Origin of the sequence: Nocardia rhamnosiphila NBRC 108938 (assembly GCF_000720425.1) — a bacterium.
In the GTDB taxonomy this organism is placed as follows: Bacteria; Actinomycetota; Actinomycetes; order Mycobacteriales; family Mycobacteriaceae; genus Nocardia; species Nocardia rhamnosiphila.
The window spans coordinates 1,467,470-1,491,627 of the sequence record NZ_JOAJ01000001.1; the positions used below are offsets into that span (position 1 = coordinate 1,467,470).

27 protein-coding genes and 2 pseudogenes are annotated in these 24,158 nt (G+C 70.1%); 18 read left to right on the top strand and 11 right to left on the bottom strand.

Annotated features, from left to right (window positions below; all coding sequences use genetic code 11):
- Positions 1-4 precede the first annotated feature (4 nt).
- Positions 5-247: pseudogene (locus IG75_RS40165) on the bottom strand (ABC transporter substrate-binding protein); the annotation flags it as partial.
- Positions 248-604: 357 nt separating this feature from the next.
- Here IG75_RS40165 and IG75_RS0106625 point away from each other — a divergent pair.
- Positions 605-1,594: an endonuclease/exonuclease/phosphatase family protein gene (locus IG75_RS0106625; RefSeq protein ID WP_036512231.1), complete on the top strand. Its 990-nt coding sequence runs from the start codon at positions 605-607 to the stop codon at positions 1,592-1,594.
- 303 nt (positions 1,595-1,897) lie between these two features.
- The gene (locus IG75_RS0106630) at positions 1,898-2,767 is read left to right on the top strand and encodes a sulfurtransferase (RefSeq protein ID WP_030520269.1); all 870 of its coding nucleotides are present in this window, start codon (positions 1,898-1,900) and stop codon (positions 2,765-2,767) included.
- 214 nt (positions 2,768-2,981) lie between these two features.
- Here the strand turns inward: IG75_RS0106630 and IG75_RS36110 are convergent, their stop codons facing one another.
- On the bottom strand, positions 2,982-3,941 hold the full coding sequence (locus tag IG75_RS36110) for an NmrA family NAD(P)-binding protein (RefSeq protein ID WP_081876662.1): 960 nt from the start codon (positions 3,939-3,941) through the stop codon (positions 2,982-2,984).
- Positions 3,942-3,991: 50 nt separating this feature from the next.
- Here IG75_RS36110 and IG75_RS0106645 point away from each other — a divergent pair, with 50 nt between their 5' ends.
- Entirely contained in the window at positions 3,992-4,741 is a 750-nt protein-coding gene (locus tag IG75_RS0106645; protein ID WP_030520271.1) for a TetR/AcrR family transcriptional regulator, read from the top strand.
- A gap of 84 nt (positions 4,742-4,825) precedes the next feature.
- Complete coding sequence (locus tag IG75_RS0106650) at positions 4,826-5,197, top strand: MmcQ/YjbR family DNA-binding protein (RefSeq protein ID WP_030520272.1); 372 nt, start codon at positions 4,826-4,828, stop codon at positions 5,195-5,197.
- A gap of 27 nt (positions 5,198-5,224) precedes the next feature.
- Here the strand turns inward: IG75_RS0106650 and IG75_RS40170 are convergent, their stop codons facing one another.
- A complete protein-coding gene (locus tag IG75_RS40170) occupies positions 5,225-5,554 on the bottom strand; it encodes an SbtR family transcriptional regulator (protein WP_245713072.1) in 330 nt (109 codons plus the stop codon).
- 738 nt (positions 5,555-6,292) lie between these two features.
- Here IG75_RS40170 and IG75_RS0106660 point away from each other — a divergent pair.
- A complete protein-coding gene (locus IG75_RS0106660) occupies positions 6,293-6,484 on the top strand; it encodes a DUF4177 domain-containing protein (RefSeq protein ID WP_030520273.1) in 192 nt (63 codons plus the stop codon).
- A gap of 43 nt (positions 6,485-6,527) precedes the next feature.
- Here the strand turns inward: IG75_RS0106660 and IG75_RS0106665 are convergent, their stop codons facing one another.
- On the bottom strand, positions 6,528-7,409 hold the full coding sequence (locus IG75_RS0106665) for an NAD(P)H-binding protein (protein WP_030520274.1): 882 nt from the start codon (positions 7,407-7,409) through the stop codon (positions 6,528-6,530).
- Positions 7,410-7,493: 84 nt separating this feature from the next.
- Between IG75_RS0106665 and IG75_RS0106670 the strand changes: the two genes are divergently transcribed.
- Positions 7,494-8,318, top strand: coding sequence for a helix-turn-helix domain-containing protein (locus tag IG75_RS0106670; protein ID WP_030520275.1), 825 nt, complete (start codon positions 7,494-7,496; stop codon positions 8,316-8,318).
- 68 nt (positions 8,319-8,386) lie between these two features.
- Here the strand turns inward: IG75_RS0106670 and IG75_RS0106675 are convergent, their stop codons facing one another.
- Complete coding sequence (locus IG75_RS0106675; protein WP_051714286.1) at positions 8,387-8,845, bottom strand: winged helix-turn-helix transcriptional regulator; 459 nt, start codon at positions 8,843-8,845, stop codon at positions 8,387-8,389.
- A 56-nt stretch (positions 8,846-8,901) separates the two neighbouring features.
- On the opposite strand from IG75_RS0106675, the gene IG75_RS36120 reads away from it, so the two are divergent.
- Both IG75_RS36120 and IG75_RS0106685 read left to right on the top strand, forming a co-directional pair.
- The gene (locus IG75_RS36120) at positions 8,902-9,639 is read left to right on the top strand and encodes an alpha/beta fold hydrolase (protein ID WP_245713060.1); all 738 of its coding nucleotides are present in this window, start codon (positions 8,902-8,904) and stop codon (positions 9,637-9,639) included.
- Between the two features lie 208 nt (positions 9,640-9,847).
- On the top strand, positions 9,848-10,549 hold the full coding sequence (locus tag IG75_RS0106685) for a M24 family metallopeptidase (RefSeq protein WP_030520277.1): 702 nt from the start codon (positions 9,848-9,850) through the stop codon (positions 10,547-10,549).
- 18 nt (positions 10,550-10,567) lie between these two features.
- Here the strand turns inward: IG75_RS0106685 and IG75_RS0106690 are convergent, their stop codons facing one another.
- On the bottom strand, positions 10,568-10,966 hold the full coding sequence (locus IG75_RS0106690) for a MerR family transcriptional regulator (RefSeq protein WP_030520278.1): 399 nt from the start codon (positions 10,964-10,966) through the stop codon (positions 10,568-10,570).
- A gap of 291 nt (positions 10,967-11,257) precedes the next feature.
- Here IG75_RS0106690 and IG75_RS0106700 point away from each other — a divergent pair, with 291 nt between their 5' ends.
- The 4 genes from IG75_RS0106700 to IG75_RS0106715 all read left to right on the top strand — a co-directional run bounded on the left by IG75_RS0106700 (position 11,258) and on the right by IG75_RS0106715 (position 15,057).
- Entirely contained in the window at positions 11,258-11,833 is a 576-nt protein-coding gene (locus IG75_RS0106700) for a TerD family protein (RefSeq protein WP_030520279.1), read from the top strand.
- Between the two features lie 141 nt (positions 11,834-11,974).
- Complete coding sequence (locus IG75_RS0106705) at positions 11,975-13,339, top strand: hemolysin family protein (RefSeq protein WP_030520280.1); 1,365 nt, start codon at positions 11,975-11,977, stop codon at positions 13,337-13,339.
- Complete coding sequence (locus IG75_RS0106710; protein WP_081876663.1) at positions 13,332-14,444, top strand: CNNM domain-containing protein; 1,113 nt, start codon at positions 13,332-13,334, stop codon at positions 14,442-14,444. The genes IG75_RS0106705 and IG75_RS0106710 overlap by 8 nt, the downstream gene beginning before the upstream one ends.
- Before the next feature lie 139 nt (positions 14,445-14,583).
- Complete coding sequence (locus IG75_RS0106715) at positions 14,584-15,057, top strand: RDD family protein (RefSeq protein ID WP_030520282.1); 474 nt, start codon at positions 14,584-14,586, stop codon at positions 15,055-15,057.
- Positions 15,058-15,098: 41 nt separating this feature from the next.
- Here the strand turns inward: IG75_RS0106715 and IG75_RS37205 are convergent.
- Positions 15,099-15,406: pseudogene (locus tag IG75_RS37205) on the bottom strand (amino acid ABC transporter permease); the annotation flags it as partial.
- Positions 15,407-15,759: 353 nt separating this feature from the next.
- On the bottom strand, positions 15,760-16,125 hold the full coding sequence (locus IG75_RS0106725) for a YybH family protein (protein ID WP_030520284.1): 366 nt from the start codon (positions 16,123-16,125) through the stop codon (positions 15,760-15,762).
- A gap of 101 nt (positions 16,126-16,226) precedes the next feature.
- On the opposite strand from IG75_RS0106725, the gene IG75_RS0106730 reads away from it, so the two are divergent.
- The 3 genes from IG75_RS0106730 to IG75_RS0106740 all read left to right on the top strand — a co-directional run bounded on the left by IG75_RS0106730 (position 16,227) and on the right by IG75_RS0106740 (position 18,932).
- Complete coding sequence (locus tag IG75_RS0106730) at positions 16,227-17,138, top strand: LysR family transcriptional regulator (RefSeq protein WP_030520285.1); 912 nt, start codon at positions 16,227-16,229, stop codon at positions 17,136-17,138.
- Between the two features lie 203 nt (positions 17,139-17,341).
- Entirely contained in the window at positions 17,342-18,262 is a 921-nt protein-coding gene (locus IG75_RS0106735) for a universal stress protein (protein ID WP_030520286.1), read from the top strand.
- Between the two features lie 196 nt (positions 18,263-18,458).
- Positions 18,459-18,932: a DUF4760 domain-containing protein gene (locus IG75_RS0106740; RefSeq protein ID WP_030520287.1), complete on the top strand. Its 474-nt coding sequence runs from the start codon at positions 18,459-18,461 to the stop codon at positions 18,930-18,932.
- Positions 18,933-18,965: 33 nt separating this feature from the next.
- Here IG75_RS0106740 and IG75_RS0106745 read toward each other — a convergent pair whose 3' ends face one another.
- Positions 18,966-20,213: a Glu/Leu/Phe/Val dehydrogenase dimerization domain-containing protein gene (locus tag IG75_RS0106745; RefSeq protein ID WP_081876665.1), complete on the bottom strand. Its 1,248-nt coding sequence runs from the start codon at positions 20,211-20,213 to the stop codon at positions 18,966-18,968.
- Positions 20,214-20,432: 219 nt separating this feature from the next.
- Here IG75_RS0106745 and IG75_RS0106750 point away from each other — a divergent pair, with 219 nt between their 5' ends.
- From IG75_RS0106750 to IG75_RS0106760, 3 genes are all read left to right on the top strand, one after another.
- Positions 20,433-21,431: a LysR family transcriptional regulator gene (locus tag IG75_RS0106750; protein ID WP_051714287.1), complete on the top strand. Its 999-nt coding sequence runs from the start codon at positions 20,433-20,435 to the stop codon at positions 21,429-21,431.
- Between the two features lie 106 nt (positions 21,432-21,537).
- Complete coding sequence (locus IG75_RS0106755; RefSeq protein ID WP_030520290.1) at positions 21,538-22,635, top strand: WD40/YVTN/BNR-like repeat-containing protein; 1,098 nt, start codon at positions 21,538-21,540, stop codon at positions 22,633-22,635.
- Between the two features lie 4 nt (positions 22,636-22,639).
- On the top strand, positions 22,640-22,912 hold the full coding sequence (locus tag IG75_RS0106760; protein ID WP_030520291.1) for a MoaD/ThiS family protein: 273 nt from the start codon (positions 22,640-22,642) through the stop codon (positions 22,910-22,912).
- Between the two features lie 17 nt (positions 22,913-22,929).
- On the opposite strand, the gene mug is transcribed toward IG75_RS0106760, so the two are convergent.
- Positions 22,930-23,517, bottom strand: coding sequence for a G/U mismatch-specific DNA glycosylase (gene mug, locus IG75_RS0106765; RefSeq protein WP_030520292.1), 588 nt, complete (start codon positions 23,515-23,517; stop codon positions 22,930-22,932).
- Between the two features lie 86 nt (positions 23,518-23,603).
- The gene (locus tag IG75_RS0106770; protein ID WP_245713059.1) at positions 23,604-24,146 is read right to left on the bottom strand and encodes a carboxymuconolactone decarboxylase family protein; all 543 of its coding nucleotides are present in this window, start codon (positions 24,144-24,146) and stop codon (positions 23,604-23,606) included.
- Between the last annotated feature and the right edge of the window lie 12 nt (positions 24,147-24,158).

Here is a 24,158-nt window from a genome sequence, read left to right on the forward strand (position 1 = left end):
CGGCGCCGAGGCCGAAACGCAGCTGCACCGCCATCGGCATGAGCAGATGCACGATATCAACCTGCCGGGTGCGGAACGCTTCGGCCAGTGCCGCCCAGCTGCGGAACAGCACCGGTTCGGCGAGGTCCGCGGCCCCGCGCTCGGCGATGAGCAGCGGCGCGGTGTCGGTGATGGGCAGGTAGCCGATCCGCAGTCGCTCCCCGCCCCCGGCCGAGGTCGGCCGGTCCGGCGAGACCGCCCGCCGCATCCAGTTGATCTACGACGGCGCGCTGGCCGACTCCGAACTCGAGCGCACGGTGGAGCCGCTACGCCTGGGACGCACGATCGCCGCGGAACTCGTACCGCCCGGCTGAGCGGAACGCCTCCGGCCAACCGGACCCTCACCGCGGCAGCGATATGCAAGGCAATGCCGCGGCGGCAGACCGCACCCGGCCGACCGGGCACCTCCGGTAACTCCTGACCACTACCGCGGCAGCGGTGTTCGAGGCGATGTCGCGGCGGCAGACCGTTGCCCGGCATCACGTACCCCGCCGAGTCGGCCGGCCCGCGCCGAAGGCCGGAACGGCCTGATTCGCGGCGCGGGCCGTGTGCTTGGCTGTCGGATATGAGGTGGCATCCGGTTCGCGTGGGTATCGGGGCACTGGCCTGGACGGCCACCTTCGCCGGAGGCGCCGGGGTGGGTCTGCACTTCAGTCGCTCGAGCTCCCGCCTGCTGGTGCTCGCGGCCTCGGGCGCGCCGTATCTGATGGGTTCCGCGCTCGTCGGCGTGGCGGTCTTCGCCGCCGGGCGGCGCTGGGGCGGTGCCGGGTTGGCCGGGGTGGTCGCCGCCGCCGGGATCTGGACCCAGGCTCCCCTCTACACCGGTGGTCAGGGTGACGACCAGGGCCGCACGGTGACCGTGATGCAGGCCAATCTCCTCTTCGACGGCGCGGATCCGCGAGCGCTGGTCGACGAAGTACGCGCCCGGCAGGTCGAGATACTCACCGTCGATGAACTCACCCCCGCTGCGGTCGCGGCACTCGGCCGGGCCGGACTCGACGAGGCATTGCCCCATCGCCACCTCTCCCCCGGCCGGACCGCGGCCGGGACCGGGATCTGGAGCAGCCACCCGCTCTCCGATACCGTCGAGTACGACGGATTCGTGCTGAACCAGCTCTCGGCGACCGTGGCGATCCCGGAGGTCGGGCCGGTGGCGGTGTACGCGTTCCATCCGGTACCGCCGGTGTATGGGACACGGGTGTGGGCGGACGAGTTGTCGCGGCTGCGCGCGATCCTCGAACGGGCGCCCGCGGACCGGCCGGTGCTGGTCGGCGGTGATTTCAACGCGACCTACGACCATGCGCAGTACCGCGCCCTGTCATCCGGCCGGTTCGCCGACGCCGCCGTACAGGCGGGGGCCGGGCACCTGGTCACCTACCCGGCCGATAAGCGGTGGCCGCCGCTCGTCGGTATCGACCACATCCTGACCGCGGGCGGCCGCGCGGTGGCGGTCGAAACTGTGGGGCTACCCGGCGCGGATCACCGGGCCCTGGTAGCCCGGATCCAGCTGTCGAGGGGAGACCTACAGGCCACCGGCTCCGAGGGCCATCGATGAGCTACCGGCGCACAGTTGAGCCCACCCATCGTTCGCGAGCAGTTCCGATCGTCGCCCGACCTGCTGCCGGCCCGGCGGTGACGACCGTCACGGACTCGCGTGTTCCCGCGGTGTGCGGCGCCGAGTTCGCCTCGCACAGATTCGAATCATGACAGGACGGTCACGACGCGACGCCGGGATCACGGCAGCCGGTACCCGCTCGAACCGCTGCTAGCATCCGCTGTGCCGTCGCCGACCGATCCGCACCGGTCGCCCGTGGCGGAACAGCCCGTGACGGCAAGCCGCAGAGGTGGAGACCATTCGATGACTGCTCGTGCCGAAGTGTTCACTACCGCCGCCGAACTGGCGGCGACGCTCGCGTCCGGAACCGAGGTGACGCTGCTGGATGTGCGGTGGCGGCTGGACCGCCCCGACGGGCGCGCCGACTACCGCGCCGCCCACCTGCCCGGCGCCGTCTACGTCGACCTGGACAGCGAACTGTCCGACCACTCGGTGACCGGCCGCGGTCGCCACCCGCTACCCGGCGGTGCGGCACTGCAACGGAGCCTGCGGGCCTGGGGCGTCCGCGACGGCGTCCCGGTGGTGGTCTACGACGACTGGAATCGCGCCGGTTCGGCGCGCGCCTGGTGGGTGCTCACTGCCGCCGGACTGCGGGAGGTCCGCATCCTCGACGGCGGTCTGCCGGCTTGGCGGGAGTTCGGCGGTGCCCTCGAGAGCGGCCAGGTGATCCCGGCGCCGGGCGACGCCACCGTAAACCGGCCGGACCTCTACACCGGTGCGCGCGATGTCGTGACGGCGGAGGAATTGGCCGATATCGCCGCGCGGGGATCGCTCGTCGATGTTCGGGCCCCGGAGCGGTACCGGGGCGAGAACGAACCGGTCGATCCCGTGGCCGGCCATATCCCGGGGGCACGCAATGTTCCCGCGACGGCACTGCTCGACGAGTCCGGCCGCTTTCTCCCGGACGAGGAGATCCTCGCCCGGTATCCGGCCGGCGACCCGGCGCGGCCGCCGGCCGTCTACTGCGGTTCGGGCGTGACAGCCGCGATCGCTGTCGCCGCGCTCACCGCCGCCGGGCGGAACGCGAGCCTGTTTCCCGGTTCCTGGTCGCAGTGGGGCGCGGATCCGTCCAATCCCGTAGAGACCGGCGACCCATCGGTTCCGGAGGTCTGAGCCCACGGGTTCGGCGTCGTGATCGCGGCTCCGGCGCACCGCCCGCGCTCACGACACCGGGCACCGTCATGGCGAGCTCGGTGCCTCGGCGAAGGCGTTGCGCGCCCGGCCGGCCCAGACGGAAGCGAAGGCCGGCACGAGGCGCGGTCGATGCCCGGAGCGGAAACCGGTGGCGATACGAGAGCCGACCGAGCGCCCCGAGCCGCCCACGGGTCTACCGCACGGATTCGACGCCGGCGGCGGTGAGATGGTCCCGGAGCACGGTGGCGCCGGATTCGGCGAGCCAGTCACCGAAGGTACGCAGGCCGGGATGGATCACGCGGAGAGCTTCGATATCGGCGTGCCAGCGGTAACCATCGCGCCAGTTCGTGCGCACCGCGGCGATCTCGGTGCCGAGCGCCGCGGCCTCGTCGTCGGTGAGCTGCTCGTACCGCACCGCGATTCCGGTGGCCTCGCTGATCGCGGCGGCGGCCGCGACCGGGGTCGGCTGGTCCCCCGCGAGTTCCAGTGTGCGTCCGGCGAACCGGGCCGGGTCGGTGAAGGCGAGGAGAGCGAATTCGGCGATATCCTCCACCGCGATGATCTGCATGGGCTCGTGGGGCGGGAACAGATGCCGATGCATCCCATGGGATATACCGTCGATACCGGCCACCGCGACTCCGAGATAGTTGGTCATGAATCGGACCGGTCGTAGCACCGTCGGCACGGCGACTCTGTCGAGGAGATACTCCTCGATCGCCCGCTTCCCGGCCCCGTCCGGCACTGGCGCCGAGGTCGAGGCGACCGTGCTGAACACGACCTGCTCGACCCCCGCGGCCACTGCCGCATCGATCAGCGCCCGGCCACGCGCCGCCTCGACATCGGTATCGACACCGGACGGCCCCAACACCACGGGCGGTATGCCGAATACGCCGGCGACACCATCCAGTGCGCGCGCCAGGCCGGACAGGTCGTCGAGATCCCCGCGCACCAGCCGGGCGCCCGCGGCGGCCAGCGCGAGCGCGGCCGGGGCCTCGGTATCACGGACCAGGGCACGCACCGGCCGGCCCGCGGCCAGCAGGCGCCGCGCGGTGGCGCCGCCCTGCCGGCCGGTGGCACCGGTGACGAGAATCGGTGAATCGGAATCGGAATCGGCGCGCACGGCGTCCGTTCCGTCGAATGTGGATACTGACATGATCCGGAATACTTCGCCCGTTTCCCTTTCCCGGACAAGGAATACGTGACATGACAGCACCACCGGCGCCCAACAGTGAGCGCGCCGACGCCCGGCGCAATCGAGAGCTCGTCCTGCAGACCGCCGTACGCGTGTTCACCGAGGACGGGCCGGAGGTGTCGATCGGCCGGATCGCCCAGCGCGCGGGCGTGGGCGCCGGGACGGTGTACCGGCATTTCCCCAGTAAGGAAATTCTGATCGAGGCGGTACTCGCCGAACATGTCGCAAGTCTCGCCCGGGCGGCCGACCGGTGGGCCGAATCGGCCGCGCCCGGCGACGCGCTGTTCGGTTTCCTGCTCGAGGTGATCGAGAAAACGGCCGGTCGCAAACAGATCTGCGATGCGCTGACCGCTGATCAGAGCTGGCCACATGCCCTGCTCACGACCGCGGCGCAACAGTTCGACGAGGCGCTGCGACGCCTGTTGCACCACGCGCAACGGGCCGGTGCGGTGGACGCCGAGGTACAGGTCGCCGACCTGACCGCGCTGACCGTCGGCGGCGCCGCGATCCGGTCGGCGCACCGCAGCCGGGCGCGCGGCGCCCGGCTCGTCCGGCGATTGCTCGATGTCGTGCGGACCACGGCCGTCACGGAAGGAGCCGACTTCCGTGACAATGCGGTGCCTCGTCGTCACGAAACCGGGCGCGGCCGCCATTGCGCCGAATGCGGTATCCGCTTGCGGGATCGGACCACCGGCCGGCCCGCCCGCTACTGCGGTCCGACCTGTCGGCAGCGCGGATACCGTCGGCGCGCGGGCAGCTGAGCCCGCCCGTCCGGGCATCGGATCGGCAGCCCGGGCGGGCGGCGTGCCACGAAAATCGTCGGTGCACGTTGCTAGGGTGACGCCATGGCCGAAACGCCACTGACCAGGCTGCGCGGACTGTGCACTGCGCTCCCCGAGACCTCCGAGCGGATCAGTCATGGCGAACCCACCTGGTTCATCCGGGGGAGGAAGACCTTCGCCACCTACGCCGATCACCATCACAGCGATCGACCGGGTTTCTGGTGCGCCGCGCCGCCCGGCGCCCAAGAGGCCATGGTGAGCGCCGAACCCGAACGATTCTTCCGGCCTCCCTATGTAGGGCACCGCGGCTGGCTCGGGGTCTATCTGGATGTACCGGTCGATTGGGCGGAGATCGGCGAGATCGTGGTCGACGCCTACCGCACCGTCGCCCCGAAGACACTGGTGGCCCGGCTGGACGAAACCGGCCCCGGGTAGCGGCCGCAGCGCCCGGAAGGTGTGGCGTTACGGGCTCAGACCCGCCACGGTGAGCCGGAAGAGCCGATCCGCCTCCGCGGCCGGGTCGGGAAAGTGCTCGGTGGCCAGGGAGATACCGACAACCAAGGTGATGAGGTCACCGGCGGTGGTGCCGGCGGCCACCGCACCGTCCCGAGCGGCCCGCCGGACCAGGGGCTCGACCGCTTCCCGCATGGACGCGGCACAGGTGTTCGCGTGCACCGGGTCGGCGGCGGCGCCGCCGCCGTAGGACAGCGCGGCGGCCGGGCCCCGGGCGGAGACGCAGTAGTCGACGAGATCGCTCAACCATTCCAGCAGCGCGTTGCGGCTGTCGTCCACGCCGGCGAGGACGGCGGCGCGCAGCCGCAGTGCCTCGATCCGCTCCCGCGAAACGGCCTCCGGCAGCGCGCCGGCGGGTGGGGAAATGCCCGCGTACCGTCGCCGAACCGACCCCGGCGGTCCGGGCGATCTGTTCGAGGGACGCGCCGGCGCCGTGCGCGGCGACCTCTTCTTGGGCCACGGCGAGGATGCGGGTGTAGTTACGCCGCGCGTCGGCGCGCTTATGGAATGGTCCCGGATAATCGAGATCCCGCGGATCGGTAATTCTCTGCGGAATTCCCGTCCGCGCATTCGGATCGGTGGCTGCTGCGGTCCCGCCGCCGATCAGGCATCCACTCCATCGTGAAATACATACGCGCATGAGGTAATCGACTGAGCGCACCCGGGACCGCGATCGCGCCGACGATCAGAATCGTACCGAAAATCGACCCGCGGCCATCCCCCCGACCGGGTACTCATGCCCCCTCATCCACTGTTCACACAACCGCAACCAGAATTGCCGCGATCGGAAACATCGGAATTAAAACTATTGCGTGCGGCGCCCGGACGATATATTCCCACCGCGGCCGGGACACACCGCCTCTTCTGTCCGCGGAACACGGCCGACTACGTACGGGCTCTCCGGCCCCGGTCCGCACCGGCAGCCCGCAGTTGACCGTGCCGTAGCGGCATGGTTTCGAATGACCCGTGCAGGCCGGCCCGGGTGCCGGCGGTGAGACGACCGAAGGGAGACGGTTCATGGCCGTGCAATGGGAGTACAAGGTGCTGACCTACAAACTCCGGATGAAGGGCTTCGACTATGCCCGGATCGAGGAGGACCTCAACGAACTCGGGCGCGCGGGCTGGGAAGCGTTCAGCACCCTCGCCCCGAGCTTCGGGTCGGGCCAGGCCATCGAGATCAGTGTCATCCTGAAGAGGCTCGGGGCCTGACCCGCACGCGGAGCGGCGACGACGACGCCCCGCGCGGCCCGCATCAGTACGAACGCCAGTTGCGCACCGCCGGCACGTCACCGAACGCCGAAACGTGGTCGGCGACCCAGTCCGCGTAGGTACGCGCCGGCCGGCCGAGGACTTCGCCGATATCGCCGGTCACCACGGCATTCCCGCCGGCCCGGGCGAAAGCCTGACCGGCCAGCGCCCCGTCCGCGAATTCCGTGGTGGCCCCGGCGGCGAGCATATGTTCCCGGGCGGCACTCTCGGCGATGTCGACCACCTCGACCGGGCGTCCGAGCGCGGCGGCAAGGGTAGCGGCCTGGTCGTGTGTGGTGAGCAGTTCCGGGCCCGTGAGCGTGTAGACCCGACCGGTATGAGCGGAGGAGAGCAGCGCTTCGGTGGCGACGGCGGCCACATCGCGCGGGTCGACCACTCCCTGCGCGCCCGAGCCGGTGAGGTTCGAGACAGGGAGCCCGGCGCGGAGCGCGCTCGCCCAGGCGAGGGTGTTCGAGGCGAACGAACTGGGCCGCAGGACGGTCCAGTCCACGCCGCTGTCGCGAACAGCTTCCTCCCCGGGCAGATGCCAGGTCCCGACCCGCCCGAGTGCGGGGTCCCCGGTGCCGATCGCGGACAACTTCACGATGCGGCGGGCTCCGGCGTCCCGGGCCGCCCGGATCAGCGCGCGGTCGGCCTCGACATGTTCCGGCCCGAGCACACCGAGGACGAATACCGATTCGGCGCCGGTCATCGCGCGGGCCACGCCGGGCACGTCGGTGTAGTCGCCGTGAACGACCTCCACTCCGGCGGGAACCGAGGCCGCACCGGGGTTGCGGGTGACAGCACGAACTCGTTCGCCGCGGGCGGCCAGCTGCCGGACGATCTCGCTGCCGATGGTGCCCGTGGCACCGGTGATCAGGATCATGGCACCACCGTGCCCTGGCCCGGGGCCGGACCGATAGGAGATTTCGGCACAATCGGAGCATCCTGACCTGCATACACTCGAGGAGTGACCCTCTCGCCGGCCCAGTTGCCGTCCGTGACCACCGACCTCACCGAGACCACGACGCCCGCCCCACCGTCCCTGCGTCCGTGGCTCACCGAACTCGGCCGCATTCCGGCGAACCGCGGCTTCGCCGTACCCTTCGCCCATATTCCGTGGGCCACCACCATGATCGTGCTGCGCACCGAACGGGACCACGGCTCGCGCGAACCGCTCGTCCTCGGACCCCGCACCCGGGCGTCCTACGCCACCGCGGACAAACCCCTCGGTTGCCTTCGGCTGCGGCTCGCGCCGGGCGCCACCGGGCCGGTGCTGGGGGTCGGCGCCGGGGACCTGACCGACCGGGTCGTCCGCCTCGCCGAACTACCGGGCCCGGCGGCCGGCCTCGCCCCCGAACTGGCCGAGTTGCGCCACGACGAGCTGCTGCCCTACCTGGAAGAGCAACTACCGCAACGTATCCGGGAGAGCCCGACCCAGCGGCTGCATCGGATGCTGCTGCGGACCGCCGTCGACACCGTATCCACGGAGCCCACCGGCGGTACGGTCCCCGCGCTGGCCCGTGCCCTCGCCGTGAGCGAACGCCAGCTGCGCAACCTCTTCACCGCCGGGATCGGTGTCTCCCCGAAGCACTACACCCGGATAGATCGGGTCCGGAGGGTGCTCGCCGCAGCCGGAACCTCCTCGTGGTCACACCTGGCCGCCGGCGCCGGCTATTACGACCAGTCCCATATGTCCGCCGAATTCCGTTCTCTCATGGGCGTTTCCCCCAGATCGTTCCTGGACGGCACCCGGCTTCCGGTACTGCCCTGCCGGCCGTCGAGACTCGGCTGACCGGCACCGGTGCAGCGGGTCATCCGTCGTCACATTCTCGAGAATGCGGGGTGTGGCACCGGCCGGCCCTACATATACGTTCGGCCGGACCCGTGCCCCTCCACCACCGCATCCTCCGGTCCGACACCCGCCACACGATGGGCACTGATCGCCGGCATATGTGTTTCGGCCCAGTCACGCATCGCCGCGAGGACGAGTTCCAGTGACTGCCCGAGCTCGGTCAGAGCGTAGTGGACGTGCGGCGGCACAGTCGGTTCGACGTGCCGGGTGACGAGCCCGTCGGCGACGAGCCCCCGCAGGGTCTGTGACAGCATTTTCTGCGAGACGCCGGGCATCCGCCGGCGCAGCGCGGCGAAACGTACCGGACGCGGGCTGTCCTCGGCCAGTACCTTGACCACCATCGAGACCCATTTCGTCCCGAGCCGGTCCAGCAGCTGCCGGGTCGGGCAGTCCGGTGCGAACAGATCGCCGCGCCGGGCGGTCACCCCGGGGTGACCGGGTTTCGCGAAAGTGCCGTCTTGTTCCACCCGCGCTCGCTTTCCTACGGTGACGTGATCACCGAAGGTTACTCAGGAGGCGCGATATGCGGACCGGCACACCACCGCAGGAGATGCGGATCGACGCGAATTCGGTGGACCTGGCTGTGACGGTCTCCGGCTCCGGCCCCGGGCTCGTGCTGCTCCACGGCTGGCCACACACCCGGCGCATCTGGGACCAGGTGATTCCGGCGCTGGCCCGGGATCACCTCGTCATCGCGCCGGACCTGCGCGGGCTCGGTGACAGCGCCCGGCCGCGCGACGGCTACGACGCGGGCACCCTCGCCGCGGATCTCGCGGGCCTGCTCGACGGCTTCGATCTCCCGGCCGCGTCGGTGCTGGCCCTGGACGCCTCGGTGCCCGCGGCGTTCCTGTTCGCGCTGCGGCATCCCGAGCGCGTGCACCGGCTCGTCCTGATGGAATCCCTGCTGGCTCCCCTGCCCGGTGCGGAGGAATTCCTGGCCGCCGGACCACCCTGGTGGTTCGGGTTCCACGCGGTGCCCGGTCTCGCGGAAACAGTTCTGGCGGGCCACGAAACCGAGTACATCGACTGGTTCCTCACCGCGGGCACCACCCGGCCCGAACGGATACCGCCCGACCTGCGCGCCGCTGTCCTCCGGGCGTATACCGGAGCCGAGGCGCTGCGCGGCGGTTTCGCCTACTACCGTGCCATGCCGGAGAACGCGCGCGCCAGATCGCCACGGCGGTCGCCGATTGCCGGCTGCGCGTACCTACACTGGCCCTGGGCGCCGACAGCGTGGGTAACGCTCTGTACCGGCAATTGAGCACGGTCGCCGACGATCTCGTCGGCCGGCTGATCCCGGCCTGCGGCCACATCATCCCGCTCGACCGCCCCGACGCCCTGCTCGCCGAGGTCGTTCCCTTCCTACGCTGACCGCGGCGGATTCATCCACCGCCCGATCCCCTGATCTCTGCGATCGCGCCGTCCCCGCGGCGTAGCGGTTCCGATGTCCTAGGGTCGGATCCATGGAGGTGGACCCCGCCGAATCGGCGCGAATCACAGCACTGCTGGATGCCGAGGCCAAGGCCGCGGCCCTGTTCGACGAGGTGGTCGCCCGCGGTCTCCTCGCCCCCGGCGGCACCGAGTCCGCGGTCGGCGACGCCGTACGCGAACTCGCACACGAAATGTTCGGCATCCGCCGCTTCTGGCACAAACGCATCGTCCGCGCCGGCGTGAACACCCTCGAGCCCTACGCGGCGAACCCGCCGGACCGGGTCATCGGCGCGGACGATATCTGTTTCCTCGACTTCGGACCGATCTTCGCCGAATGGGAGGCCGATTTCGGCCGCACCTACGTACTCGGCGACGACCCGGCCAAACTCGCGGTACGCGATGCCCTCGAACCACTGTGGGACCGGGTGCGCGACCATTTCGACACCCATCCCGAGATCACCGGCGCACAACTGTACGACTGGACCGTCGCGCGGGCCGCCGAGCAGGGCTGGGCCTTCACCGCCCCCATCGCGGGCCACTTGATCGGGGAGTTCCCGCACAAGCAGATCTCCGGCACCGAGGTCACGTCCTATATCGCGCCCGGATCCGATATCCCCATGCGGCGCGCCGACCCCACCGGCCGCACCTGCCATTGGATCCTGGAGATCCATCTCGTCGATCGCGCCCGCGGTTTCGGTGGATTCTTCGAACAGCTCCTGGATCTGCGGACACCCGCGTAGCACCACACCCGGATCGGTTCACAGGACCGGAATATCGGGTGGCAGTTGCAGCGCCACCGTGATCAGCGAGTGGATGCGGGCGCTGATCACCGTCAGCAGGCCGTGGATCTCGGCCGGAGCGGTTTCGGCGGCGGCGTGCAGGAGTTTCAGATCGTCGTCGATACGGTCCAGCACATGCCCGATATCGCCGGGGCCCGCAGTGAGCGCGGTGGCGATCTCCTCCAAGGGCAACCCCTGCGCCTCGAGCCGGCGGATGAGGTGGACCCGGGCGATATCGGCGGCGTCGTAGAGCCGGTAGTTACCGGTCGTACGTTCGGCCGGCGCCAGCAGGCCCAGTCCGGTGTAGTAGTCGATGGTGCGGGCGCTGACCTCGGCGCGGGCAGCGAACTCACCGATCCTGAGCAGCGACTCGGGCACGGGCACCTCCTTCTGCCACCGTCAACCATACAGTGGTGCGTGCTAGTGTCGGATGTATGTCCGCACGAGGGACTCGGCAAATGCGCAGCGTCACCGGCACCGAACGGCCGGTGGGCAGGACACCCCGCGCGTGCTGAGCCGCGACCGGTGTGCGCGCCGGGCGACCTTCGCGCAGGTATCCGGACAGCCGGTCACGCGAACACCGGGCAACGAAGAACGCCCCCTCGCGACCGCCCCGACGACCGCGGTACCGGACAGCCGATAACGTCTCGAGAATCAGGAGAAGCCGAAATGAGTGTCAGTCTCGCCAAGGGCGGAAATGTCTCGCTGTCGAAGCAGGCGCCGAACCTGACCGCGGTAGCGGTCGGTCTGGGCTGGGATGTGCGGTCGACCACGGGCGCCGATTTCGATCTGGACGCCAGCGCCATCGCCACGGGCCCGGAACAGAAAGTGGTGTCCGACCAGCACTTCGTGTTCTACAACAACCTGCGTTCCCCCGAAGGCAGTATCGAGCACACCGGCGACAACCTCACCGGTGAGGGTGAAGGCGACGACGAGGTGATCCATGTCGATCTGGCGGCCACCCCGCCGACGATCACCAATATCTTCTTCCCCGTGTCCATCCACGACGCCGATGCCCGGCAGCAGTCGTTCGGCCAGGTGCGCAATGCGTTCATCCGGGTGGTGGACCGGGCCAACGGGGCGGAACTGGCGCGCTACGACCTGTCCGAGGACGCCTCCACCGAAACCGCCATGGTGTTCGGCGAGCTGTACCGCCACGGTGCCGAGTGGAAGTTCCGCGCCATCGGGCAGGGTTACGCCTCCGGACTCGCCGGGATCGCCCGCGACTACGGCGTCAACGTCTGACATCCGGCGACACCATTCCACGGTTCACCAGTAACCGTCCCCTGAGCAAAGAGAGTTCATGAAACGCGCATCGCGCAGGAATCGGCACCCCGGCGCGCGCCGGGGCGAGGAGCCTCCCCGACACCGGACCGGGACGCGACAATGCTGACCGCACTCAATATCGCCCTCGGCATCGTCGTCGTCTTGCTCATCACGGCGGTGACAGGCTATTTCGTCGCCCAGGAATTCGCGTTCATGGCCGTGGACCGGTCCCGCTTGAAAGCCGGTGCCGCGGCCGGCGACCGGGCCGCCGGCCGGGCGCTGCGGGTCACCCGGCGTACGTCGTTCATGCTCTCGGGCGCCCAGCTCGGGATCACGGTGACAGGGCTGCTGGTCGGCTATGTCGCCGAACCGCTCATCGGCCGGGGGCTCGGGGATCTGCTGGGCGGAGCCGGGGTGCCGGCCGCCGTGGGGATCGGCATCGGGGCGGTGCTGGCCATCGCGTTCTCCACCGTGGTGCAGATGCTGTTCGGGGAACTGGTACCGAAGAACCTCGCCATCGCCCGGCCCGAGCCGGTCGCCCGCCGGCTCGCGGCCTCGACGACGCTGTACCTGAAGGTGTTCGGATGGCTGATCCGGCTGTTCGATCAGTCGTCGAACCTGCTGCTGCGTGCCCTGCGCATCGAACCGGTGCACGATGTCGAGCATTCGGCCACCCCCCGCGACCTCGAGCACATCGTCGCGGCATCCCGTGATTCCGGGGAACTACCCGCCGAATTGTCCACGCTGCTCGACCGTATCCTCGACTTCCCGACCAGCACCGCCGAACACGCCATGATCCCCCGGGCGCGGGTCGACACGGTGCACATCGATGACCCGGTGCGCGAGGTCCTCGCCCGGATGCGCACGGGCCATACGCGCTATCCGGTCGTCGGTGATTCCAGCGACGACCTGCGCGGGGTGATCCATCTGCACGACCTCCTCGACGGCGCACCCGCCGGTACCGCGCAGACCCGGTTGCGCCCTGCGGTCCTGGTCCCGGCATCGCTGCCGCTGCCCGAGCTGGTGGGCCGGCTCGGCGCCGCCCGCGAGGAGATGGCGCTCGTCGTCGACGAATACGGTGGTTTCGCCGGTATCGTCACCGTCGAGGACATCGCCGAAGAACTCGTCGGCGAGATCGCCGACGAACACGACCCCGGCACGACCGCCGATATCGTCGCCGAGGGCGAGGGCTGGCTGCTGCGCGGTGATATCCACCTCGACGAGGTCGAACGTCTCCTCGAATGCACCCTGCCCAGCGGCGATCACGAAACCCTCGCCGGCCTGATGATCAGCGCCTTCGGTGGATTACCCGAAGTCGGGGATCAGGTCCGCGTCCCCTTGCCGGCGGAGCCGGCCGACTATCTCAGCGACCCGCCGCGGCCGGCCCGCATCCTGGTCGCCGAGGTCCGCCGCGTCGACAAGCACGTGCCCGCGTCGGTGTTCGTCACCGTGCGGCCCGAATCGGAGGCCACCGCAGATGAGTAACCCCTGGATCGTCGCGGCGGTGACGGTGGGGTTGATCGCGGCGAGCGCGTTCTTCGTCGCGGTCGAGTTCGCGCTCATCGCCGCCCGGCGGCACCGGCTCGAGGACGCCGCCGCGAGCAGCACGGCCGCGCGCGCGGCGCTGCGCAGTTCCGCGGAGCTGTCGGTACTGCTGGCCGGGTCGCAGCTCGGCATCACCGTGTGCACCCTGGCGCTGGGCGCGATCACCAAACCCGCTGTGCACCATTGGCTGACCCCGCTGTTCGAAGATCTCGGCGCGCCGGTATGGGTCGCCGATGTCATCGGCTTCGTCCTCGCGCTCATCGTCGTGACATTCCTGCATCTGGTAGTCGGTGAGATGGCGCCCAAATCGTGGGCGATCGCGCATCCGGAGAAATCGGCGACGATCCTGGCCGTCCCGATGCGCGTCTTCATGTGGTTCACCCGCCCGCTGCTCACCGCGCTCAACAGCACCGCCAACCGGTGCCTGCGCGCCGTCGGGGTGACCCCGGTGGACGAAGTCGACGCCGGTCAGGACCCCGCCGCGCTGCGCCACCTCGTCGAACACTCCGCGACCGTGGGCACCCTCGACGAGCGCTACCACGGCAATCTCATCAGCGCGCTGGAACTGGAACAGCTCACGGTCGCCGATATCGTCCGGCCCGACGCCCATCCCAGCGCGGTCGGCCCGGACGCCGGACCGGAGACGATCCAGGCGATCTCGCGCGAGTCCGGCCATCTGCGCCTGCTGGTTCGCGAGGGCGCCCGGATCGACGGGGTCCTGCACGTTCGCGACAGCCTGCAGGCCGGGCCGGGCACCACCGCGCGGCGGCTGATGCGCCCGGTCCTGACCCTGACCTCCGCGACGAAGGTGTACGAGGCGCTGCACACCATGCGGGAAACCCGCAGCCACCTCGCGGTCGTCACCGCTGCCGAACGCGCGGACCCGGTCGGCCTGATCACCATCACCGATGTCCTGCAACGCCTGCTGCCCCGGCCGGTCACGGAGACGCCGCTCCGGACCACACCGCCGCGGCACGCGGACAGCGACCCGGTGCCGCCCACGGCCGCCGACCACGATTCGGGCGGCGAACGGAAACCGCGGTGACACCGCGGATATCAACGGCCCCAACCACACCGCGAACGACCGTATCGAACGTCACGACCAGATATGAGATCGTGGAACCGCCCCCGGACGGGCACCGCGCCCACACCGCCGGGGGCGGCCGCTACCGAGGAGGAGCACGATGACCACCGGAGCATACGACCCCCGATTCACCGCGGCCGCGGGGATCACCCCGGGTGGACTGGGCAAACGTGCCGCGGCCCGCTTCATCGACTGGATCGTCGCGGCGATCGTCGGCGGGATCTTCTTCTGGTTGCTGAACAAGACCGCCCACACCCCCGGCTGGGTGTCCATCCTGCCCGGCGCCGGGTTCGCCTTCCTGTACTTCGTCGGGTTCGAGGTGACCTCCGGTTCCACCCCCGGTAAGAAGCTGCTCGGCCTGCACGTCAACGGTTCCGGCGGGGCGGCGAAACCCGGCCTCAAGGAATCCGCCCTGCGCAACGCCTATATGCTGCTCAACCTGGTGCCCTGCATCGGCGGCGTCCTCTGGTTCTTCGCCGCGCTCGGTATCGCCGTCACCGTCGCATCCAGCTCGACGAAGCAGGGTTGGCACGACCGGGTGGCGGACGGGACCCAGGTGGTCGAGACGTCCTAGCGCCTGCCATGGTCAGGGGCGGGATGCCGGGCACCGCGGATCACGATCAGCGGGATCGACCGGAACGCCCAGGTGTAGGTCGACGAGACGACCTGCAGGACCGGATTGGGCGACAGCCGCCCGATGGCCGGCCAGATACCCGGCAGGAATCCGAAGAAGGTGCCGTACAGGGTGAGTTCCACGGTCACCCGGAGCGCTTTCAGGACCGCGTCGGCGGTGAAGTACTCGACGAAGGCGGCCAGTCCCATCCGGGATTGGTGACGAGCCCGTGCGCGAATTGTGCGACCAGCACCAGTGCGATCGCCGAAGCCAGCCGGCGCCGCGGGTGCCGGCGCCGGGCGATCGGCAGATCGGTCTCGTCGACCGCGTCGGCTCACGCCCCGGCGGGGCCGGCCGCGCCGACCGCTGCGACTGTGTTCGTGAACGATCGACCCTCCATCGGTCCCGGTCCCGGTCGCGGCGCCGACCCGGTAGTGCGGAGTCGGCGCCGGCAGATATGACCGGCCCCCTGGTCGCTATGGATGGTGGGGCAAAATGTAGGGGTCGCGAAGATCGTTGTCGCCGTTCATGTTCAGCGTGAGTGCAACCGGCGTGAGCGCACCGGCCGCGGCGCGGGCAGCAGACCCGCGCGCCGGGCGATGCCCCCGCGTCGCCGTCGGTGGTCCGGTTCCGACGGCGACGAGGCGGGACCTGCGTCCGGGCTCAGGGGGTCGGCGCGACGAACTCCGGCTGGTCGAGTACGCGCAGCCAGCTGCCGTCGGACTGGCGCCGGACGACCTGCGCACGCGCACCGGTACCGTCCTTCGGCGGCGTCGAGGTGAGGGCGAGGTCGCCGTTGATCAGCGTCGGCAGCGGTTCTTCCGGCTCGAAGCGGGGTCCGGCGGCCAGCACCTTCTCCCACAGCGCGCGGATCGCCGCCCGCCCGACGGTCCGGCTGCCGGGCGGATAGGCCAGGACGGCGTCCTCTTCGTAGAGTTCGGCGACTCCCGCCGCGTCACCGGCATTGGAGCGTTCGACGAACAGGCGCGTGATGTCTTCGGGCCGCAGCGCCTTCTCGTACTCGGGCATGAGTTTCCTCCTGTGGTTGTCGAATTCGACGTGTTCCAGCCTGGCCGGTAGATTTCCAGAAGTCCAACAGATGGTTCTTATGAAAGCTAGAATTACCAGTTATGGAACTGAGGCAGCTGGAATACTTCGTCGCGGTCGCGGAGGAGCAGAACTTCACCCGGGCGGCGCAGCGGGTGCACATCAGCCAGTCCGGTGTCAGCGCCCAGATCCGCGCATTGGAGAAAGAACTCGGCGCCGAACTGTTCGACCGCTCGGCACGCACCGCCACCCTCACCGTCGCGGGAAAGGCCGCCCTCGAACACGCCCGCACCGCCCTCGATGCCGCCGAAGCCGTCACCCAGGCGGTCGGTGAGGTCACCGACCTGATCCGGGGCACACTCACCGTGGGTATGGTCGTCGGCTGCACCGTCACACCGCTGTTCGACGCACTCGCCGAGTTCCACCGCGCACATCCCGGTGTGGAGATCTCGCTGCTCGAGGACAACTCCGACCGGCTCGCCGAAGCCGTGCGGGCCGGTGCGCTGGACGTGGCTCTCATCGGTACGGCGACCGCCGAACCCGACGGGCTGGAAGCGCTCACCCTCATTCGGGAACAGCTCGTCGCGGCGGTCCCCACCGGACATCCGCTGGCGGCGCGGCGGCGGATCACCCTCGCCGAGCTGTGCACCCACCCCCTCGTGTGCATGCCCCCCGGTACCGGTGTGCGCACCGTGTTCGACCGCGCCTGCGCGACCCTGAGCCTCCGCCCGGTGGTCGCGCTCCAGGCCGGCGCGGCCGACGCCATCGCCGATCTCGCCGCGCGCGGGCTCGCGGTCGCCGTCCTCAGCGATTCCATGGCCGCGGCCCACCGCGACCGGCTCGTCACCCTCACCCTCGAGGGCGCCGAGACACCCGCGTTCCTGGCCCTGATCTGGAAGGACACCGGCCGCCCCGTGGTACGTGAACTGCTCGTCCACAGTCGGCGGGCGTTCCATCGGCCCGGGCCCGGCGAAGGTCCCGACGGTCCTCGGTAGCGGTATCACCGCGGGTGACTTCGGCAGTAACGACCGATGCGCCGAGCGCGCGACCGCGCGGACCACCGCGTGTCGACCCACCACGGCGCCGGTGCCGACTCCTATCCTGGGCACGACGGAGCACCATGAGTGGTCGTCGCGCATGTCGAGGACGCACAGTCCAGGCGGGAGATCGGCAACCTCGGGACGAAAGGCGGAGTCCGATGCACGCGAAGTCCGCGGCGAGCTACATCGTGGTGGGTATCGACGGATCCGACACCTCGCTCGCGGCCGCCAAGTGGGCCACGAGATTCGCCGACAAGCTCGCCCTCCCCCTGCGTCTGGTGCACTCGTCCCCCGCGCCGGGCCCGATGCCGGAGGTCGCGCTCGACCCCGCCGAGCTGGCCGAGCGACACCGGGTCTACCGCACCGAACTGCTGGCCACGGCCGAATCCGCGCTGCGCGACTGGGCACCCGGTGTCACGATGACCTCGATCGCGGATACCGAGGCCCCCGCCGCGGGCCTGCTCCGGGCCGCCGAGGACGCCGCGTTGATCGTGCTCGGCGCCACCGGCGCCGGCATGGTGGAGCGCTGGCTGCTGGGGTCCACGGCGCTGCGGGTGGTCGGCAGCGCGCGCTGCCCGGTGGCCGTATGGCGTGGTGACAGCGCGCATATCGGGCCCGACGATCGCCCGATCGTGGTGGGCGCCGACGGGAGCCCACCGTCGGCCGGGGCGACCCGGCTGGCCTTCGAATGGGCACAGTTGTTCTCGGTCCCGGTCACCGCGGTACGGGTGTGGTCCGACGGCACCGCGGTCGGGGACGCCGTCCCCACGGCAATGCAACTCCTGGGACCGACGGCCATGGTGATCGACTGGGACCTGATCGCCCGCTCCGAGGCGGAGACCCTGTCGACAATCATCGCGCCGTACCGGAAGGACTTCCCCGACGTGGACGTGGAGGAGCGGTCCCGGCGCGGCTCGGCGGCGCGCGAACTGTTGCACGCGCTCGACGAGGCGCAGTTGGCGATCGTGGGCAGTAAGGGCTGGGGGCGATTCCGCGGGGCGCTGATGGGGTCCACCAGCCAGAACCTGCTGCACCGCGCCGACCGTCCGATCGTCGTATACCGCGACACCGACACCTGAGCACCGGGTCCGCCGCCCCGCGCCGGCACCCAGGGCGTTCCCGATGCCGCACCCGACGCCACCCCGCCCGAATCCGAGATGATGTGCGCCGGAAGACGGTTCACCGATTTCCGTACCGGGACCGGAGAACCGCGGACCGGCAATGCATCGGTTACGCTCGAGGCGGTTCTGCCGTCGGTGATATGGGGTGTGCCGGATGGACTCGTCTGCGGTCGCGGCGGCGGCCGGGGTAGCGACAGCGCTGATCGCCCTGGTCGCCGCGGTACTGGTCGTATGGCAGGTGGTCGAGATGCGGAAAACCACCTATGCCAGTGCCTTCAAAGCCGTCTACGACATGCTCCAGGACGAATCCCTGCGCCAGGACCGTCGTTTCGTCATGCGCCACCTACGGACCCGGGAATTCGCGTCGTGGTCGGACGAGGACATCCAGCGCGCCGAAAGAGTGTGTCACAGCTACGACTGCGTGGGCATCATGTGCCGGAGCGGGTTCATACCGCCCGATGTCGTGGCCGACTCCTGGGGCGATTCGCTGCGGACGTGCTGGAACGTAGTGCAGCCCCTCGTGGAGAAGTACCGTACGGATCGCAACGCACCGGAGCTGTGGGACGACTTCCAGTGGCTGGCCCGGCGAGCCGTGGAGATCAGGCGCCCGGTATCCGCCGGCCGCTGACAATGCGGCGACCTGCGGATCCGGGCTCCGGGTTCAGGGGACGACGACCGGCTCGGTGAGTGGCGGCGGGTCGTCGGCCCAGCGGTGGCCGGTCTCGCGTGGGGTCACGCCCTGCTCCGCCCATGCCGCCAGCAGCATGGCGACCTTGCTGTGCATGATGGTGCGGAGCCGGTCGAACGAGTTCTCCGGCGTATCGTCGACCTGACCGAGCAGCAACCACCACGCCCAGGCCACGGCCCCGGCGTTCGCGACGAAGTCCGGCAGCACCGGGACACCGCGGGCGGCGAGCATCGCCTCCGCTTCCGGGGTGGTGGCCGCGTTCGCGGCCTCGACGATGATCCGCGCCCGCACATCGAAGGAGTTGTCCGGCGTGATCGCGTAGGAGATCGCCGCCGGGACCAGGATGTCGACATCGGCGGCCAGGATCGTGGTCCGCGGCAGCTGCTCGATCCCCGCCGGCAACCGGGAGCGGTCGATCTCTCCGTACCCGTTGCGCAGGGCCAGCAGCGCCGGGATGTCCAGCCCGTCGGGGCAGTGCAGGGTCCCGGTGGCGTCGGCCACGGTGGTGACCTTCATCCCGGCCTCGTACAGGTAGTAGGCCGCCGCCCCGCCCATGGTGCCCACACCCTGGATCGCGACCGTGGTCTCGGCGGGCACCTGGCCCCACCAGACCGCGGCGGCGAGGCAGGCGTGCGCGACACCGTAGCCACCGATCACATCGCCCAGCATGAACCCGCCCTCGACCGCCGCGTTCAGGCCGCGGCGGACCCGTTCCAGGGTCGCGGCGGGATCGGCGGCCCGGCGAATCGCGGCATGGTAGCTCTGCCCCAGGCCGAGCCTTTCGAAGACCTCGTCGATCAGATGCTGCGGAACCCCCAGATCCTCGGCGGTCACCCAGTGCGAATCGATCCACGGACGCATGGCCTCGCAGAACCGTTCCAGTACTTCGACAGCGCGGGGATCCTTGGGATCGAAATCGATCCCGCCCTTGGCCCCGCCGATGGGCAGATCGAACGTCGCGGTCTTGTTGGCCATACCCCGGGCCAGATCCTCGACTTCGCTCACCGTACAGCCGGCCCGCATCCGGGTGCCGCCGGTGGCCAGGCCACCGCGCAGGGTGTGCACCACAAGGTAACCGACCGCGCCCGTCTGCGAATCCGTCCAGTGCAAGCGCATATACGGCTCGGAACGACGGACCGCGGGGGTGAGGGCCACTGCCGCCGGGACGGCCGGAACTGTCTGCGCGGTAATCTGCGCGGCGCCCCCCGCCGGGTCCTGCATCGTCGTCACGACGAACCACCTCCTCTTCGTGTTCGTGCCGGATACACCATCACCCACGGAGAAGCGCCGGGTGCGTAATCCCCTGTCCGGACCACGTCGTCCCCGGCCGATGGCTCGATTCCGGTGTCACCAGCCTGCATTCGCACCTGCGCGTTCGTCTATTTACGGTTCGTTCACGGCGGTGTTCAGCGTTGCTGCACAACGTTTAGGCTCGAAACCATGGACCTGTCGCTGGCCCGTCTGCGAATGTTGCGTGAATTGCATCGACGCGGCACGGTCACGGCGGCCGCGACCGCACTGCACTACACCGCGTCGGCGGTATCCCAGCAGCTCGCCCAGCTGGAGCGCGATGTCGGCACCCGGCTGTTCGAGCGGCGGGGGCGCCGGCTGCAACTCACCGATCTCGGGGTGCTGCTGGCCGAGCACGCGGAGGAGATTCTCGCGTCGGTCGAGCGGGCGACCCAGGCCCTCGAGGACGCCGGCGAGACGGTGACGGCGAAACTCACCGCCGGTGTGTGGGCGTCGGTGGCCTCCGGCCTGCTGCCCGACGCGCTCACCGCCCTCGCGCGCACCCACCCCGGTATCTCCGTGCGGACGCGAGAACTCGTTCCGGAGGCCACCGCCGCCGCGGTACGCGACGGGGCACTGGATCTGTCGTTCGTCCTCGAATATTCCAATTACCCGATGACCTGGGACAGCGGCCTGGAGCGCGCCGTCATCGCGGTCGAGCGGATCTACGCCGCGGTCCCGTCCGGAGCCGTACCGTCGGCCAGCGTGACCCTGGCCGACCTCGCCGAGCATCCGTGGATCCTCGCGCCCGCCCGGTCGCATTTCGGACATGCCGCCCGGCTGGCGTTTCAATCCGTCGGGCTCGAACCACGGATCGATCACGAAGTGGAGGAGCAGGCGACGGCCATGGCGATGGTGGCGGCCGGGCTGGGTGTGACCCTGGTGTCGGATCTGGGTCTGGCACTGCGTCCGCCGGGGGTGGACATCGTCGCCCTCGGCGACGTGCTCACCCGGACCGTATCGCTGGCCTACCGCACCAACACGGCCCGGCGTGCCGCATTGCTGCTCGTCGTCGACGCGGTCCGCGCGACCGCCGCGGAGAAGGGCCTGGGCGCCGAGCCCGCGCTGCCCACCTCGGCGAATGCGGAACCCTTCCCGTCCCCGGCGGATACCTTGCGGACGGCCGATCGGCGCCCCGAACAGAACTGATCGGCCCGGACCCGCGCGACTCGCCTGCCGCATTCCGGTGAGCCGGGTCACAGCCGCGGGGTACGCTCGCACGCGTCGGCGTGGCGGTGACACCTGGAGGTCGGCAATGGATGTTCTGCTCGGAATCGGGACGCGTAAGGGTTTGTTCCTGGCGCGCAGTACCGACGGCCGGTCGAGCTGGGAGGTGAGCCCGCCTCGGTTCGCCGTGGCGGATGTGAAAGCACTGGCGATCGATACGCGGCGGACGACGCCGCGCGTGCTCGCCGGAGTGCTGGACAGCCATTTCGGCCCGACCATGGTGACCAGCGACGATCTCGGCCGGACGTGGAGCGAACCGGACGATGCGCCGCTGGCGTTCCCGTCGGATACCGGGGCGGCATTGCAGGGCGTTTGGCAGATCGCGCCCGCGACCGCGGCCGAGCCGGAGGTGGTGTACGCGGGCGCCGAACCGCCGGCGTTGTTCCGCTCGTCCGACGCGGGGCGGACGTTCGAACTGATCCGCGGCCTGTGGGACCACCCGCACCGCACCGAGTGGATGCCGGGTGGCGGCGGGCTGGCGTTGCACACGATCATCCCGCATCCGGCGGATGCGAAACGTATCACGGTCGCCATATCGACCGGCGGCGTCTATCAGACCGCCGACGGCGGTAGGTCCTGGAGACCCACCAACAAAGGAGTCACCGCCGATTTCATGCCCGGTGAGCTACCGGAGTGGGGGCAGTGCGTGCACAAGGTCGCCATGGACGCCGGCACACCGAGCACGATGTATCTGCAGAACCACGGCGGAGTCTTCCGTACCACCGACGACGGCACGAGCTGGCAGTCGATCGACGGCGGCCTACCCGCCTCGAACTTCGGCTTCCCGATCGTCGCGCACCCGCGGCGCCCCGGGGTGATCTATACCTTCCCGCTGGTCGCCGATATGGAGCGATTCCGCTTTCCCCCGAACGCCGAATGCGCCGTCTACCGCAGCGCCGACGGTGGCGAAACCTGGTCGGCGCAGACCAGCGGCCTCCCGCGGGAACCGTTCTGGGCCGCGGTCATGCGCGATGCCATGTGCGCCGACGACGCCGATCCGGCCGGGATCTATTTCGGTACCCGCAACGGCGAGGTCTACTGCAGTCCCGACGAGGGTGAGCACTGGCAGCTGGTGGCCGACAAACTGCCCGACGTCCTATGCGTACGCGCCCGAGTGGTCGGCTGACGCCGTGGCACAGGTGCGCCTGCCGTCCGCGCTGCGGCCCTACGTCGGCGGCGACCGGGAACTCGCCGTCGACGGCGCGACGCTGCGCACCGTGCTGGATGTGCTGCGCGAGCGGTCGCCCGCGCTGGAGCGCCGCCTCCGCGACGAGAGTGGCGCATTACGCCGTTACGTGAACTTCTACGTCGATGGCGACGAATGCCGGACACTGCGGGGTTTGGACACACCACTCGACGCCGGCACCGAGGTCATGATCATTCCCTCGGTCGCCGGTGGGTGATCGCCGCGGGCGGAACGCTACTCGGCAGCGCGGCCGGCCGCGACCGCACGCGCCGATTCCACCCGCAGCGTGCGGAATTCGGCGGCCAGCGCGTCCAGGGTGTAGTGGGCGTTGAGCCCGCTCGGATTGGGCAGCACCCAGACCTCGGTGGCGCCGATCGTCTCGTCCTGGCGCCCGACGGTCGTCCGCGGCCGACCGAACGCGGTGCGATAGGCGCCCAGGCCCAGCACCGCGAGAATCCGCGGCCGGTTGCGCCGTACCCGCTCGACGAGCGCGGCGCCGCCGTCGCGCAGTTCCTCCTTCGTCAGCTCGTCGGCCTTCGCGCTCGTCCGGGAGACGACATTGGTGATGCCCAGCCCCAGCGCCGGCAGTTCGTCCTGTTCGTCGGGGCGGAACAGGCGCGGCGTGAAGCCCGATCGGAACAGCGCGGGCCAGAAGCGATTTCCCGGGCGAGCGAAATGGTGGCCGGTCGCACCGGACCACAGGCCGGGATTGATCCCGCAGAACAGCACTCGCAGATCCGGTGCCAGTACATCGGGAATCGTCGTCCCGGCCGCGGCCGCCAGGTCGGCCGGTGTCGGGCGGTTTACCGCGGAATGGGCCATTCGCCCAGTCTGCCAGCGGGCGCGATCCCGGCGGGCCGGACGGCTACGTCCGAGGATCGCCACCGACCGAGACCGCGACGCACAGGCTATCGGTAGCCACGTTTCAGCAGATACGCCGCTCCTGCCTCGAACCCCGCCGGATCGAGTACCTCGAATCCGAAGGCGTCGGCGAGCCGATCGGTGGTATCGAAGGCGGCACACACCGCCAGCGCGTCGGCGACCTGGTCGGGCGAGACACCCGCGGACAGCACCGCACGCATATCCTCAATGCTTATCGACCCCTCCCTGGTCAGCGCCCCGAGCATGCGCAGCGTCGCCCGGAGCCCGTCTTCGATCGGGGCCGAGTCGAGGTCGGTGAGGACCGCGCGCACCTTCGCCGGGTCGCGGTACGCCCGGCCGGCGGTCGCGGTATGCGCGCCGAGGCAGAACGCCGACCCGTTCACCTGCGAGACGAAGGCGGCCATCAGTTCGCGGTCGGCGACCGACCACGCCGCGGGCCCGCGCATCGCCGCCTGGGTGAACTTCTTCGCCGCGGCACCGTAGAAGGCGGGCCGGTAGAAGGTCAATTTGGCGGCATCGGGCAGTGGATGCCCGGAGAACACTCGGATGAGCGCGAACAGCAGCTTCATTCTCGGACGGTA